Origin of the sequence: Azospirillum sp. INR13, from assembly GCF_015390205.1 — a bacterium.
In the GTDB taxonomy this organism is placed as follows: Bacteria; Pseudomonadota; Alphaproteobacteria; order Azospirillales; family Azospirillaceae; genus Azospirillum.
In genome coordinates, this window is sequence record NZ_VUOI01000013.1 from 84,017 (window position 1) to 97,925 (window position 13,909).

Annotated in this window: 11 protein-coding genes and 1 pseudogene; 4 read left to right on the forward strand and 8 right to left on the reverse strand. The window is 69.2% G+C overall.

Annotated features, from left to right (window positions below; genetic code table 11):
• Nucleotides 1-15: 15 nt before the first annotated feature.
• From F1643_RS12100 to F1643_RS24750, 4 genes and pseudogenes are all read right to left on the reverse strand, one after another.
• Nucleotides 16-3,060, reverse strand: a complete 3,045-nt coding sequence (locus F1643_RS12100; protein ID WP_194913427.1) for a transglycosylase domain-containing protein — start codon at nt 3,058-3,060, stop codon at nt 16-18.
• Nucleotides 3,061-3,156: 96 nt separating this feature from the next.
• On the reverse strand, nt 3,157-4,212 hold the full coding sequence (gene hisS / locus F1643_RS12105; RefSeq protein ID WP_255542688.1) for a histidine--tRNA ligase: 1,056 nt from the start codon (nt 4,210-4,212) through the stop codon (nt 3,157-3,159).
• A gap of 55 nt (nt 4,213-4,267) precedes the next feature.
• A pseudogene (locus tag F1643_RS23020) lies at nt 4,268-4,507 on the reverse strand (histidine--tRNA ligase); the annotation flags it as partial.
• Between the two features lie 41 nt (nt 4,508-4,548).
• Nucleotides 4,549-5,100, reverse strand: a complete 552-nt coding sequence (locus F1643_RS24750) for a hypothetical protein (RefSeq protein ID WP_370540573.1) — start codon at nt 5,098-5,100, stop codon at nt 4,549-4,551.
• Between F1643_RS24750 and F1643_RS23030 the strand changes: the two genes are divergently transcribed.
• On the forward strand, nt 5,099-5,758 hold the full coding sequence (locus F1643_RS23030) for a hypothetical protein (RefSeq protein ID WP_255542689.1): 660 nt from the start codon (nt 5,099-5,101) through the stop codon (nt 5,756-5,758). The two genes, F1643_RS24750 and F1643_RS23030, sit on opposite strands and share 2 nt — an antisense overlap.
• Before the next feature lie 30 nt (nt 5,759-5,788).
• Here F1643_RS23030 and tcuB read toward each other — a convergent pair whose 3' ends face one another.
• The 3 genes from tcuB to xseA form a co-directional block, all read right to left on the reverse strand.
• Nucleotides 5,789-6,922 (reverse strand): tricarballylate utilization 4Fe-4S protein TcuB, encoded by a 1,134-nt coding sequence (tcuB, locus tag F1643_RS12115; protein ID WP_194913428.1) that lies wholly within the window; start codon nt 6,920-6,922, stop codon nt 5,789-5,791.
• Nucleotides 6,909-8,276, reverse strand: coding sequence for an FAD-dependent tricarballylate dehydrogenase TcuA (tcuA, locus tag F1643_RS12120; RefSeq protein WP_194913429.1), 1,368 nt, complete (start codon nt 8,274-8,276; stop codon nt 6,909-6,911). Before tcuA ends, tcuB begins: the two co-directional genes overlap by 14 nt.
• A gap of 161 nt (nt 8,277-8,437) precedes the next feature.
• Complete coding sequence (gene xseA, locus F1643_RS12125) at nt 8,438-10,066, reverse strand: exodeoxyribonuclease VII large subunit (protein WP_194913431.1); 1,629 nt, start codon at nt 10,064-10,066, stop codon at nt 8,438-8,440.
• 73 nt (nt 10,067-10,139) lie between these two features.
• Here xseA and purD point away from each other — a divergent pair, with 73 nt between their 5' ends.
• From purD to F1643_RS12140, 3 genes are all read left to right on the forward strand, one after another.
• The gene (gene purD / locus F1643_RS12130) at nt 10,140-11,426 is read left to right on the forward strand and encodes a phosphoribosylamine--glycine ligase (RefSeq protein WP_194913432.1); all 1,287 of its coding nucleotides are present in this window, start codon (nt 10,140-10,142) and stop codon (nt 11,424-11,426) included.
• A 72-nt stretch (nt 11,427-11,498) separates the two neighbouring features.
• Entirely contained in the window at nt 11,499-11,828 is a 330-nt protein-coding gene (locus F1643_RS12135) for a nucleotidyltransferase domain-containing protein (RefSeq protein ID WP_194913433.1), read from the forward strand.
• Entirely contained in the window at nt 11,825-12,217 is a 393-nt protein-coding gene (locus F1643_RS12140; protein WP_194913434.1) for a HEPN domain-containing protein, read from the forward strand. The genes F1643_RS12135 and F1643_RS12140 overlap by 4 nt, the downstream gene beginning before the upstream one ends.
• A 71-nt stretch (nt 12,218-12,288) precedes the next feature.
• On the opposite strand, the gene F1643_RS12145 is transcribed toward F1643_RS12140, so the two are convergent.
• A complete protein-coding gene (locus F1643_RS12145; RefSeq protein WP_194913435.1) occupies nt 12,289-13,794 on the reverse strand; it encodes a PAS domain-containing methyl-accepting chemotaxis protein in 1,506 nt (501 codons plus the stop codon).
• Nucleotides 13,795-13,909 lie beyond the last annotated feature (115 nt).

A 13,909-nucleotide genomic window follows, 5' to 3' on the forward strand; every position in this document is an offset into this window, starting at 1 on the left:
CTGTCGTCGCGACCCTTACAGACCGGCGGGCGCCGGGCGGGTGTCGGCGGTGCGGGTGGCGACCTGGTCGACCAGGGGCTGCAGCGCAGGAGCGAGGCTCTTCAACAGCTGGGCCGGCAGGGCGCTGGTGAAGCGGTAGTCGTCGGCCTCCGGCCCCTGGACGAAGGCAGTCATGGTGCCGAAGAATCGGTCGCCGATGTAGAAGACGAAGGTTGCCGTGCGGGCCACCGCCTTCGATTCCAGCAGCACGCCGCCCGGACCCCAGCGCTCCAACCGGTGGTCGCCGGTGCCGGTCTTGCCGCCCATCGGGACCACGGCGCCGGAGGGATCCTTGAAGGAGCCCCAGACCCGCTTGGCGGTGCCGTTCTGCGCCACGTCCATCAAGGCGCGGCGCAGGGTGGCGCAGACCTCCGGATGCAGCACGCGCTCGCCCTTCAGCGGACCAAGCCCCAGCTTCGTCTCGTATGGCGTGCCGGCGGCGAAATGCAGCGAGCGGATGCGCACGGTGGGCTGGCGCACCCCATCGTTCAGGATCAGGCCCATCAGCTCCGCCAGCGCCGCCGGACGGTCGGCGGAACTGCCGATGGAGGTCGCCAGCGACGGCACCAGCGTGTCGAAGGGATAGCCGACGCTGCGCCACTGGGCGGTGATGCGCTTGAACGCCTCCTCCTCCAGCCCGATGCGGATGCGGGTGTTCTGGGCCGCCATGCCCTTCTTGAACAGCCAGCGGTAGCTTTCCTGGCGTTGATCGGCGCTGGCGGCCAGAATCTCGGCCCGCGTCGCGTTGGGATTGTTCTGGAGATGGGCGACCAGCCACAGCTCCAGCGGATGGACGCGGGCGAGATAGCCGAGGTCGTTCAGCGGGAAGCGGTCCGGCCCGTATTTGGCGTAGAGCGCCGACAGCTCGCCATCGGACAGCGTCTTGTCCGGCAGCCGGGCGCGCAGGAAGGCGGAGAACTCGGCAAGCCCGGCCTTGGGCCGCACGGTGCGGAAGACCACCGCCAGCCGGTAGGGCACCGGTCGCGAGCGGGTCGCCAGCCGGGCCAGCGCCTCGTCGGGCGAGCGCTTGCGGTAGTCGTTGTAGAAGCGGTTGAGGAAGTCCGAGCCTTCGCGGTCGGCGAAGCGGGCCAGATAGGCCTGACGGGCGGGGTGATCGGGCGTGCGCAGGATCTCGGCGCCGTCGTCGGCCCCCTCGTCCATGTAGAACTGGACGATGTCGCGCATCAGCCGGATGAAGGGCAGGTTGACGCTGCTCCGCAGGGCTTCCTGTATGGTCAGGATGCGGCCGTTGTCGTCCTTGTTGAAGTTCACGAAGGTATGCTGGCCGCCGCCGGTGAAGAACACCTCGCCCGGGCTGGCGGAATAGCGCCGCTCCATCGCCGCATCCAGCATGGCCGGCAGGCGCCGGTCCGGCGCGGTCTGCAGCCAGGAGGCCGCCCAGCGCGTCAGGTTGTCCGACGCCTCGTCCTGGACGTCGGCCAGGAAATCCTTCGGCAGATGGGCGTAGCGGCTGTGCAGCTCCGCCACGATCTGCAGATATGTCACCAGCGTGCGCAGTTTGGCGGTGGAACCGAGGTCGAGCTTGGCGCCTTCGTTGATGTCCAGCGGCTGGTCGAGGTTGTCGGCCTGGACGCGCAGATAGTTGGCCTCGGGGCCGCGCTCGTAGAGGGTGATCGAATAGACCAGCTTCGACAGATCGTTGTTGCGGGCGTCCAGCAGCCGTTCGCCGGTCAGCCCCAGCGTGCGGGCATAATCGGGATCGTTCAGCCTGCCCAGCACCTCGACCACGCGGGCCTGCGTTTCCGCATCCAGGGTCGATTGCGCCGTCAGGTCGAGCCGGTCGAGCTGGTAAAGGCTCTGCACCCCCAGCATGCCGAGCAGCCGGGCGCGGACGGCGTTGGTCGCCTTCTGCTCGATGAAGGAGGTGGCGGGGGGCGACGGCGCCTCCTCGCGGAAGGCCAGCCGGATGGCAAGCGCGGCGTCGCGCAGAGCCGGGTCGATCACGCCGGCCTGGGCAAGCGCCCGCAGATGGGCGTCGGCCAGCCGGTCGAGCGCCGCGCGGTCCTGGATCAGGTAGTAGGACGGCCGCCGCTGGGCCAGCAGCAGCGCCAGCACCTGCTTGTAGGCCAGCGCCTTCAGCCGCAGGGCGCGCGGATCGGTCGCCGGTTCGGCCAGCACGCGCTTGGCGATCGACAGGTCGGTGCCGAACCAGGCCCACAGCCCGTCGCCCAGCCCGTTCACCTCGCCGAAGCCCTGCCGCGCGGTCAGCGGCGTGGAGTTCAGGTAATCGACCAGCACGCGCCGGCGCGCCTCGGTGGTGTCCTCGCCGTCGCGATAGGCGCGGATGCTGGCCGACGCCATCTGGCGCAGCTTCTCCACGCTGCCGGTGGTCTGGCCATCCGGCGAATGACGGTACTTCTCGATCTGGGTGGCGAGCGTCGAGCCGCCGGGGGAGCGCTGGCCCGGCCGGATCATCTGGAGCGGCAGCATCGCCACGGCGGCACCGAAGCGGTCCCACTCCACCGCCGGGTTGCGGCGCGGCTCGTCCTCGTTCAGAAGCTCGCGGTTCTCGATGAACAGCAGGGTGTCGGCGACCAGCGCCGGCACATCCTCGAAGCCCTCGAACACCCGCTCGGGGAAGCGCGCGGCGTACATCGGCACGCCGTTGCGGTCGAGCAGGGTCAGCCCGGCCTGCGTCTTCTCGTGATAGATCGGAAAGCCGCCGCCGGCCATGAAACGGTCGAGCGCCGGGGACAGCACCGCCTGCTGCTCGACCGCATAGAGGTCGCGGGTCAGCGTGTCGAGATAGCCGGGCAGGGCGGTATAGCCGAGGCGTTCGTTGTAGGGGCCGTGGGCGGGATGGCGCGCCGCCGGGTTGGGGCCTTCGCGCAGGGACACGGTCATCGACTGGGCGACGCCGGACAGCAGCCGCGCCTGGAGCCGCGACGTTTCCATCTCGCGCCATCCGGCATAGCCGGCCGCGGCCACGGTGGTCGTCAATGCGACCCCGATCACCACCCGCCGCGCCCAGCGCCCCGCCTGCACCCACGCTTTTGCCATACCGGATGCGTGTCCCCTGCCGCCCGACCCACATGATCGGTGTAGTCCGGAACGGTAGGGGATTCATGGTTAACGGGGGGTTTAAAGGGGTGCCTCTCACCCCTCCAGCAGCGCCTTCGCCCGCGCGGCCAGTTCCGCCAGCGGGACCTCGACCTGTTCGCCCTTGACCAGATGCTTCAGGGTCGCGGTGCCGCGGGCCTTCTCGTCGGAGCCCATCAGCAGGACGACGGGGATACCGGCGCGGTCGGCGTATTTCATCTGCTTGGCGATCTTGCCGCCGTCCAGCTGGATTTCCGTGTTGATGCCGGCGGCGCGCAGCTCGCTCGCCATGCGGAAATAATCGGCGGACAGGGCCGGGTCCATCTGCGTCACCAGCACCTGGGCGGTGGGGGCGGCGTCCTTGATCAGGCCGGCTTCCATCAGCTGGTAGAACAGGCGGGTGGCGCCGATGGAGATGCCGACGCCCGGCAGCTTCGACTTGGTGTAGTGGCTGGCGAGATTCTCGTAGCGCCCGCCGGAGCAGACCGAACCGATGCCGGGATGGTCGTTCAGGAAGGTCTCGTAGACGGTGCCGGTGTAGTAATCGAGGCCCCGCGCGATGGCGAGGTTGATGCGCACCGTCCCCTCCGGCACCTGGAAGGCGTTCAGCCCCTCGATGACGGTGGTCAGTTCGCCGACGCCCTCGCGGAAGATGGCGTTCTCGATGTCGAGGGCGCCCAGCGCCGCCAGAGTCTCGGCATTGGTGCCCTTCATGCCGATCAGCGACAGGATGGTGTCGGCGGCATGTTCGGTCACGCCGAGGCCGAGCAGGTTCTCGCGCACCTTGTCGCGGCCGATCTTGTCCAGCTTGTCGATCTCGCGCAGCACCAGCACGCGGGTGTCGGCGTCGGCGACGCCCAGACCGTCGAGCAGGCCCAGCAGGATCTTGCGGTTGTTCACGTTGATGGTGAAGCCGCCGAAATTCAGCTCGGTGAAGACACGGTGGATCACCGCCGGGATCTCGGCGTCGTAATGAGCGGACAGGCTGTCCTTGCCGATCACGTCGATGTCGCACTGGTAGAACTCGCGGAAGCGCCCGCGCTGCGCCCGCTCGCCGCGGTAGACCCGCTGGATCTTGGTAGCGGCGGAAGGGGAAGGCGAGGTCGCGCTCATGCTCCGCCACGTAGCGGGCGAGCGGCACCGTCAGGTCGAAGCGCAGCGCCAGCTCCGGCTTGTTGCCCTGCTGGATGGCGCCGGTGGACTGGACGAAATAGACCTGCTTCTCCGTCTCGCCGCCCGACTTGGTCAGCAGCGTGTCCACCGTCTCGAACACCGGGGTTTCGACGGGGACGAAGCCGAACCGCTCATAGCCGCGGCGGATGGTGTCCAGCATGCGCTGGAAGGCCACCTGCTGGCGCGGCAGCAGCTCCATCGTTCCGGGCGGGGTGCGGGGCGTGATCAGGCTCATCGGAGAAGGTCCGCGCTTGGAATAGGAAAAGCGTGCGTTTTCTAGACCCTTTCGCCGGCCCCGTCACCTGCGCCCGGAAACGCGGCCCGAAATTTTTCCGTCTCCGCCGCCTCTGTTGAGTAGCGGCGGCGATGGCGATAGAACGTCGTCCAATCCTTCACCGCCCCCTCGACACCAGCGCCGGGACCTTTGCCATGCCGAACGACCGTCTTGTCATCCGCCGTCCCGACGACTGGCATGTCCATCTGCGCGACGGCGCCATGCTGAAGGCGGTGCTGCCCTTCACCGCCCGCCAGTTCGGCCGCGCCATCGTGATGCCGAACCTGAAGCCGCCGGTGGCGACGGCTGCGGATGCGGTGGCCTACCGCGAGCGCATCCTGGCGGCGCTGCCGGACGGCGTGGACTTCACCCCGCTGATGACCGCCTACCTGACCGACGGCACCGACGCCGCGGATCTGGCGCAGGGCTTCAAGGACGGGGTGTTCGCCGCCGCCAAGCTCTATCCCGCCAACGCCACCACCAACAGCGCCCATGGCGTCACCGACATCGCCCGCATCGCCCCGGTGCTGGAGCGGATGGCGGAAAATCGGCATGCCTCTGCTGATCCACGGCGAGGTGACCGACCAGTCCGTCGACATCTTCGACCGCGAGGCGGTGTTCATCGATACCATCCTGGCCCCGCTGGTGGAGCGTCACCCGACCCTGCGGGTGGTGCTGGAGCATGTGACGACGGCGGATGCCGTGCAGTTCGTGCGGGCCCATGCGTCGAGCGGCCGGATCGGCGCCACCATCACCGCGCACCATCTGCTGATCAACCGCAGCCACATCTTCCAGGGCGGCATCCGCCCGCACCTGTACTGCCTGCCGATCGCCAAGCGCGAAACGCACCGGGTCGCCCTGGTCGAGGCGGCGATTTCCGGCGAGGGGCCGTTTTTCCTGGGCACCGACACCGCGCCGCACACCGTCACCGCCAAGGAGGCCGCCTGCGGCTGCGCCGGCTGCTTCACCGCCGCCAACGCGCTGGAACTCTATGCCGAGGCCTTCGACGAAGCCGGGGCGCTCGACAAGCTGGAAGCCTTCGCCAGCATCAACGGCCCGCGTTTCTACAACATGCCGGTCAGCGAGGAGCGCGTGGCACTGGAGCGCCGCCCATCGGTCGCCCCCGACCTGATCCTGGTCAGCGAGGGCGATGCCGTCCTGCCCTTCCGCAGCGGCGAGACCCTGCGCTGGAGCTTCGCCGGGCCGGTGTGAGGCAAGGCCGCACTGGTCTTTGCCGCCCCTTCAGGCCGGTGGCCGGTTGCGGGCTTCGGCCTGCCGCTCCATCGCCGCCCGCAGCAGGGCGGCGACCCGGAACGGCGCGTGCAGGAACTTGCCGTAGGGCAGCGTCGCGAACAGGCCGAGCACGATACCGAGATGGACCAGCAGCGCCGGTCCCATCGCCGCCGTATCGCGCAAGCCCAGCAGGGCGAAGCCGCTCGCCGCCGTCAGGAACAGCAGCACCAACAGGGCATAGTCGGCACCGGTGACACTCGCCGCCACCGGTCCGGGATCGGCCCGGCGCTTCAGCAGGGCGAGCCCGGTGGTTCCGGCAATCATTCCGGCGCCACCCAGGCTGCCCAGCAGGACCGGCAGGCTGAAAAGCGGATAGGGCGCCTGCCAGCCCAGCAGATGGTCGTACAGCGTGGCGACGCCGGTCGCGGCGAAGCAGAGCGCCACGCCGTAGAACAGCGCATGGTGGCAGCGCCGCCGCGCCTGGGACAGACCGCCGTCCCTGCCGTCGCATCCCGCTCCGCCGCCGCCGAGGTTGCGCAGAGTGGCGGCATCGCGCAGCGTCTCCCGCAACACCGGCAGCAGTGGGACGCCTGAGGGCGCCGGCCCCATGCTGCGCCAGAAGGCGGCGACGCTGAAGCCGATGGCGAGCAGGGACCACAGCATCACGACCCCGGCCAGCCCGACCATGATCTCCCATGGGACCACCCGGTAGAAGGCACCGGGGCCGGAATGGCGTCCGAACAGTGTCTCCGGCGGAACCGCCCAGGCCGCGAACAGCAGCAGGGCTGCAACCGCCAGCAGGGCGGCGAGAATGACCGACTTGCCCGTGTAGCGCAGCCGTCCCCGCAGAACGGGCGGCCAAACGTGGTCGCGGTAGGAGTCCTGCCGGACCAGGCTGAGGCTCTTCGGCAGGTTGACGGCGAAGGCGTGCGGCGGGGCGTATTGGCAGGCGTGATAGCAGGAGCGGCAGTTGTGGCAGAGATTCGCCAGGAAGACCATGTCGGCCGTGCCCACCTGCCGCCGCGATTTCAGCGCCCGGAACACTGCGCAATAGCCGTTGCAGTATTGGCAGGCGTTGCAGATCTCCAGCGCCCGCCGCGCCTCCGCCGCGATCCGCACCGGGCGGTTTTCACTGCCGGGCATAGGCTGCGGCCTCCCGGCCGGCGATGCGCCCGAACACCGCGCCGATGGACATGGCGCTCCCCGCCAGATAGCCGCGGCCGAGGATGTTGGGCGCCATGATGACGCCTGCGGCGAAGACTCCGTCGATGGCTTGTCCCTCCTCCCGCAGGACCCGCGCCTGTCCGTCGACCCGCACGCCGAGACAGGTGGAGGTGACGCCGGCCCGCATCGGGTAGGCGCCGAAGGGCGGAACCAGGATCGGCGCGGCCAGCCGCGTCTTCGGCGGTTGGATGGCCATGGCGGAGCCGTCGCCGGCGATCGCGGCGTTGAAGACGGTCACCGTGGCTTCCAGCACTTCCGGATCGATGCCCAGCTTCACCGCCAACTCGCCGATGCCGTCCGCCCGGACCGCCGGGAAGATGGACGGGCGGAAGCGCGGCTCGATCTCCGCATCGAAGATCGAGAAGGCGACGGCGCCCGGACAGCGCGCCACGCGCTCCCCCCACACCGAGAAGCGCGTCGGCCCGGTGTGGGATCCCTCGTCGGCGAAGCGGCGCCCGTCGCGGTCCACCACGATGCCGTGCGCGATCCCGTCCAGTCGCGTGACGATGCCGGCGTCGAAGCCGGGCGAGCGGCTGTCCACCGCGACCATGTGGCAATGGCCGGCGGCACCCACCGGCTGCGCCCCGTCCTCCAGCAAGGCCTTCAGCATGGCGCCGGTCGCATGGGGGGTCCCACGGATCACGAATCCTTCGGCCGCTTCGCCCCACTGGTCGCGCAGCCAGTCACGGTCGGCCTGGAAGCCGCCGGAGGCGACGACGATCGCCCGCGCCCGGATCACCCGCATGGCCTTTGGATGGCGGACGGTGACGGAGGGCAGCCCGTCCTTCGCATGAAGCGTGCAGGCCTCGCTGTCGTAATGGATGGTGATGCCCAGCGCTTCGGCTGTGGCGTAGAGCGCATTCACCAGCGCCTTGCCGCCGCCGAGAAAGAAGGCGGTCTTGCGGGAATAGGGCAGGGCATCGTCGGCACCGCTCTGGAACCGCACGCCGTTTTTGCCCATCCAGTCGACGATCCCGGCGGACTCGGCGATCAGCAGGCGCGCCAAGGTTTCGTCGGACGCGCCGTCCGTCACCGCGTCCAGGTCGGACCAGTAATCCTGCGCGGGGTAACGGCCCTGCAGCCAGGGTGTCGGCCGGTCATGCATGACGCGGAAATTGCGGGAATGGCGGGCGTTCCCGCCGCGCAACGCCCTGGGCGCGCTTTCCAGCAGGGTGACGGCGGCACCGGAGCGGCGGGCGGAAATGGCGGCGCAGAGCCCTGCGTTCCCGCCCCCGATCACCAGGACGTCGCAGTCGCGCGGGGCAGAGGTCATGAATCGGCCATCGGAGGGCGGCTCGCTCCGGGTGTCCGGAGCGGGCCTGTGAAGCCGATGGCTTTAGTCCCGGCGGATGCCGCCTGGGAAGGGGCGCCACCTCCGACGCCCTGCGACAGATGGCAGCGGTCGGCAGGGCAGCGGCCGACAGGGCGATGCCGTCAGAACAGCGTGCCCTGCACCGGAGCAACCCGCGGCTTGGCCTTCTTCTCCGGCTTCGGTGCGGGCTCGGGCTTGGGCTCGGCCTTGACCTCTGGCTTCGCCTCCGCCTTCGGCGCGCCGCCGTCGATGGTTGCGGCAACTTTGGCGTCATCGGCGAAGACGATGTTGACGGCCAGACCCGGCGTCGCCTGATCGGCGCGGGTGACGGGACGGCCGTCGCGGTCCTCCACCAGGGCGAAGCCGCGGGCCAGCACGCCCTTGTAGCTGTAGCTTTCCAGCAGTTGCCCCAGCGACGCCAGCTTGGCCGCCTTGTCGGCGACGCCCTTGGCATAGCTGCGGTCGAGGCGCGGCGTCAGGTCGGCGACGCGGCGGGTGCCCTCGTCCAGCTTCACCCGTGCCGGGGTCAGCGACAGCCGGCCGGCGACCCGGTCGAACCGCCCGCCGGCGGTGGTCAGGGCATGGCGCAGTCCTGAGTCGAGCGCCCGGCTCTCCGACGCCAGCTTTTGCCCGGCCTGGGCCAGCTTCTCGCGCGGGTGGCGCAGCTTGGCGGCCAGTTCGCCGACGCGGGTGCGGCGCCGCTCCAGCAGGGCGGCGGCGGCGAGGTTCAGGCGTTCGGCGCGGTCGTCCAGCCGCTGGGCGTGGCCTTCCAGCAGGGCGCGGGGATCGCCGAGGCCGCGGGCCAGCCCCTCCACCCGGTTGCGGCGGTCCTCCACCGCGCGCGTTGCGCAGGCCAGCAGACGGCGTTCGTCGTCCAGGATCTGGGCCAGCAGCTCGCCGCGCACCGGCACCGCCATCTCGGCGGCGGCGGTCGGGGTGGGGGCGCGCAGGTCCGACGCGAAGTCGATCAGGGTGGTGTCGGTCTCGTGCCCGACGGCGGAGATCAGCGGGATGGCACTGGCCGCCGCCGCGCGGACGACGTTCTCCTCGTTGAAGGCCATCAGGTCCTCCAGCGAGCCGCCGCCGCGCGCGACGATGATCAGGTCGGGGCGCGGAATGTGCCCCCCCGGCTGGATGCGGTTGAAGCCCTCGATCGCCGCCGTCACCTCGGCCGCCGCGCGCTCGCCCTGCACCGCGACCGGCCACAGCAGGACATGACGGGGAAAGCGGTCGTTCAGCCGGTGCAGGATGTCGCGGATGACCGCCCCGGTGGGGGAGGTGACGACGCCGATCACGTCGGGCAGGAAGGGGATGCGCTTCTTGCGGGCGGGGTCGAACAGCCCCTCCGCCGCCAGCCGCCGCTTGCGCTCCTCCAGCATCTTCAGCAGCGCGCCCTCGCCGGCCAGCTCCATCGACTCGACGATCAGCTGGTATTGCGAGCGGCCGGGGTAGGTCGTCATGCGACCGGTGACGATGACCTCAAGCCCTTCCTCCGGCCGCACCGCCAGCTTCGCCATGGTGCCGCGCCAGCACACCGCCTCGATCACCGCGGTGTCGTCCTTGAGACGCATGTAGCAGTGGCCGGAACTGTGCTTCTTCGGCTGGCTGATCTCGCCGCGGACGCGGACGAAGCCGAATTCCTCCTCGATGCTGCGCTTCAGCCGGCGGGCGAGGTCGCCGACGGTGAATTCCGGAAGGTTGGAGCCGGGGCGCGGTTCCGGGGCGATCAGGGGTGCGTTTTCGGACGTCATGGCGCTCTTGAGTTGGGGCGCCGCCATGATACAAGGCGCGCAGTTCGCAACAAGGCGGAAGGAGCGCCACCCCATGAAAGTCCTCGTCGTCGGATCGGGCGGTCGTGAGCACGCGCTCTGCTGGGCCATTTCCAACTCGCCGCTGTGCGACGCGCTCTATTGCGCGCCGGGCAATGCCGGCATCGCCGACGTCGCCACACTGGTTCCCATCGGGTCGGAGGATGTCGACGCGCTGGTGCGCTTCGTCCAGGACAACGCCATCGACTTCGTCGTCGTCGGTCCGGAAGGTCCGCTGGTGCTGGGGCTGGTGGACAAGCTGACCGCGCTGGGCGTCAAGGCCTTCGGGCCGAGCGCGGCGGCGGCGGAGCTTGAGGGCTCCAAGGGCTTCATGAAGGACATCCTGGCGAAATACGGGGTGCCCACCGCCTTCTACGAGCGCTTCAAGGATCCGGAAGCGGCCAAGGCCTATGTCCGCAAGCATGGCGCGCCCATCGTGGTGAAGGCCGACGGTCTGGCCGCGGGCAAGGGCGTCACCGTCGCCCGCACCGAGCAGGAGGCGTTCGAGGCCATCGACGATGCACTCGTCGGCGGCCGCTTCGGCGCCGCCGGGGCCGAGGTGGTGGTGGAAGAGTTCCTGGACGGCGAGGAGGTCAGCTTCTTCGCGCTGTGCGACGGCGAGAACGCGCTGCCGCTGGCCTCCGCCCAAGACCACAAGGCGGTCGGCGACGGCGACACCGGCCCCAACACCGGCGGCATGGGCGCCTATTCCCCGGCCCCGGTGCTGACCCCCGACCTGCAGGACCGCGTGATGCGCGAGATCATCCTGCCGACGGTCAAGGGCATGGCGGCGGAAGGCAAGCCCTTCAAGGGCGTTCTGTTCGCCGGCCTGATGATCATGCAGACGCCGGACGGCCCGGTGCCGAAGACGCTGGAGTTCAACGTCCGCTTCGGCGATCCGGAATGCCAGACGCTGATGATGCGCCTGAAGTCCGACGCGCTGGCGGCGCTGGTGGCGGCGGCCGATGGCGTGCTGGACAGCATCGACCTGCGCTGGCACGACCGGACCGCGCTGTGCGTGGTGATGGCGGCCAACGGCTATCCGGGCGATTACGCCAAGAACACCGAGATCCGCGGGCTGGACAAGGCCGGGGCGGTGGACGGGGTGACCGTGTTCCATGCCGGCACAAAGCGGTCCGAGGACGGACGGGTTCTGTCGGTCGGCGGCCGGGTGCTGGGCGTGACCGCGCTGGCCCCCACGGTGGCGGAGGCGCAGGCGGCGGCCTACAAGGCGGTCGACGCGCTGGACTGGCCGGACGGCTTCTGCCGCCGCGACATCGGTTGGCGGGCGGTGGGGCGGTAAAGGCAGCTACAAAAATAGTCCTGAAAGGACTATTTTCGGATTCGGTCCCAACAGTTGCCGTTTGTCTCCGGTATGGACACAGCCCCCCAGACCCGTGCGGCCATTGCCGCATTCCGCCACGGAGCCGAAGCCGTCTTCGGCTCCCGGTTGGAGTCCATTCTGCTGTTCGGGTCGCGCTCTCGTGACGACTACACTGACGAGTCCGATCTGGACTTGGCGGTTATCCTGAAGGACGAGCCGGCGGATCCGCTGGAGGCGGTGGACCGCATCATGGACATTGCCTTCGTGCCGACGATGGAGGCGGGCAGGATCGTCCAACCCTTCGTCTGGTCGGCGCGGACATTGCACACTTCTCAGCACCCGTTGATCCGGACCGTGCGGGAACAGGGAGTTCCGGTGTGAACGGAACCGTCGACCCGCTGGCACGCCTGGGCCGGGCCGAAGAGGCCCTCAGTGCGGCAAGACTGCTTTATTCAGGCGGTTTCCCGCGTGACAGTGTCAATCGTGCCCATCTGGCGATGGAATTGGCGGCCCTGGCGATCCTAACCCGGCATGGCTTCGGTTCGAAATCGCACCGGGGCGTCCAAGCTCTTTTCTTCGAGCATGTTGCAAAGCCCGGCTTGATGCCGATGGAGCATGCCCAGGCACTGGCCGCGGCATTGCGTGATCGCCTGCTGACGGACTACGAGGAACCTGCGGCCGATGTAACGCGTGAACGTGCGGCCAAGCATCTTTCCAACGCCGAACGTTTTCTCGCTGATGTCCGCTCTCTACTGACCGCTGCTCCCTGACGCGTCCCGCGGTATGATGCTTCGACCGGAAGAAGGGGGCGCATCGCTGCGCCCCCTTCTTCATGTCCGCATCACGCCCGCAGACGTTCCGATGCGGTGGCGATGTTCTGCGACACCACCTCGATATCGCGGACCACGCGGGTGACGCTGTGGGCGATCTCCTTGGTCGCCGACTCCTGCTGTGACACGGCGGCGGCGATGGTGGTGGAGATCTGCTGGACGTCGGAGACGATGGCGCCGATCCGGCGGATGGCATCCACCGCGTGCAGGGCCTCCTGCTGGACCGAGGCGATCTGCGCCGCGATGTCGTCGGCGGCGCTGCCGCTCTGCTGGGCCAGCGACTTCACCTCGTTCGCCACGACGGCGAAGCCGCGGCCCGCCTCGCCGGCGCGGGCGGCTTCGATGGTGGCGTTCAGCGCCAGCAGGTTGGTCTGCGAGGCGATGCTGTTGATCAGCTTGGTGATGGCGCCGATGCGCTCGGCCGAGGTGACGAGCGCCTCGACCGCGGCGTTGGTGCGGCTCGCCTCCTCCGAGGCCTTCAGCGAGGCGCCAGACGCCTCGTTGGCGCGGGTGCTGATGTCGGAGATCGAGGCCGACAACTCCTCCGTCGCGGCGGCGACGGTCTGAGCGTTGGCGGTGGCGCGGTCGGCGGCGGTCCCCACTTCGCTGTCCAGGGTTTCGGCAAGGGTAGTGACGCTGCGGCGGCGCTCGCCGTCCATCTCCACCTGCCGCAGTTCGGCCAGCTTTTCCGCGTCGATGTCGATCAGCGACCCGCAGGCGCGCAGCGCCAGACCGTTGCCGTCGCGGGCGACGCCGCCAATGGCGCGGAACCAGCGATAGCTGCCGTCCTTCAGCTTCAGGCGGTAATCGACGTCGTAGCCGGTGCGGCCGCTGCGGTCGTTCAGGCAGGCCATGAAGGCGTCGAAGGTGCGCTTGGCGTCGTCCGGATGCAGCCGGTCGGCCCAGGACCCGACCTTGTCGGGGAAGCCGGCCCTGTCGTCGCGGTCGAAGCCGGCGAGACGGCGGAACTCCGGCGACCAGTGCCAGCGGCTCTGTGCGTGCATCGGGTCGGCGTTGTGGAAGATTGCGTCCCACAGCCCGACGCCGGCATGACGGTCGAGCAGCTTGGCCCGCTCCAGTTCGTTGCGCTCGGCGTCGATGTCGATCAGGGAGCCGCAGGCGCGCAGGGCAAGGCCGCTGCCGTCGCGGGCGACGCCGCCGATGGCGCGGAACCAGCGATAGCTGCCGTCCTTCACCTTCAGCCGGTAGTTCACGTCATAGCCGGTGCGGCCGCTGCGGTCGTTCAGGCAGGCCATGAAGGCGTCGAAAGTCGGCTTGGCATCGTCGGGATGCAGCCGGTCGGCCCAGGAGCCGACCTTGTCGGGGAAGCCGGCCTTGTCGTCATGACCGAAGCCGACGAGGCGGCGGAATTCCGGCGACCAGTGCCACTGGCTTTGCGCGTGCATCGGATCGCCCTTGTGGATCACCGCATCCCACAGCCCGACGCCCGCATGGCGGCCCAGCAGGGCCAACTCTTCGGCCGCCTGATTGTCCTGCGGCTTGCGGAACGACAACATTCGTAACTCCTGATGGCTGGAAGCGGTCAGCCCATCATGCGCATATATTCGCTAAACAAACACTTAACAGAATATATCGTTTTTACACGAACAGCGGCGCCGGTTGCTGAGGCCG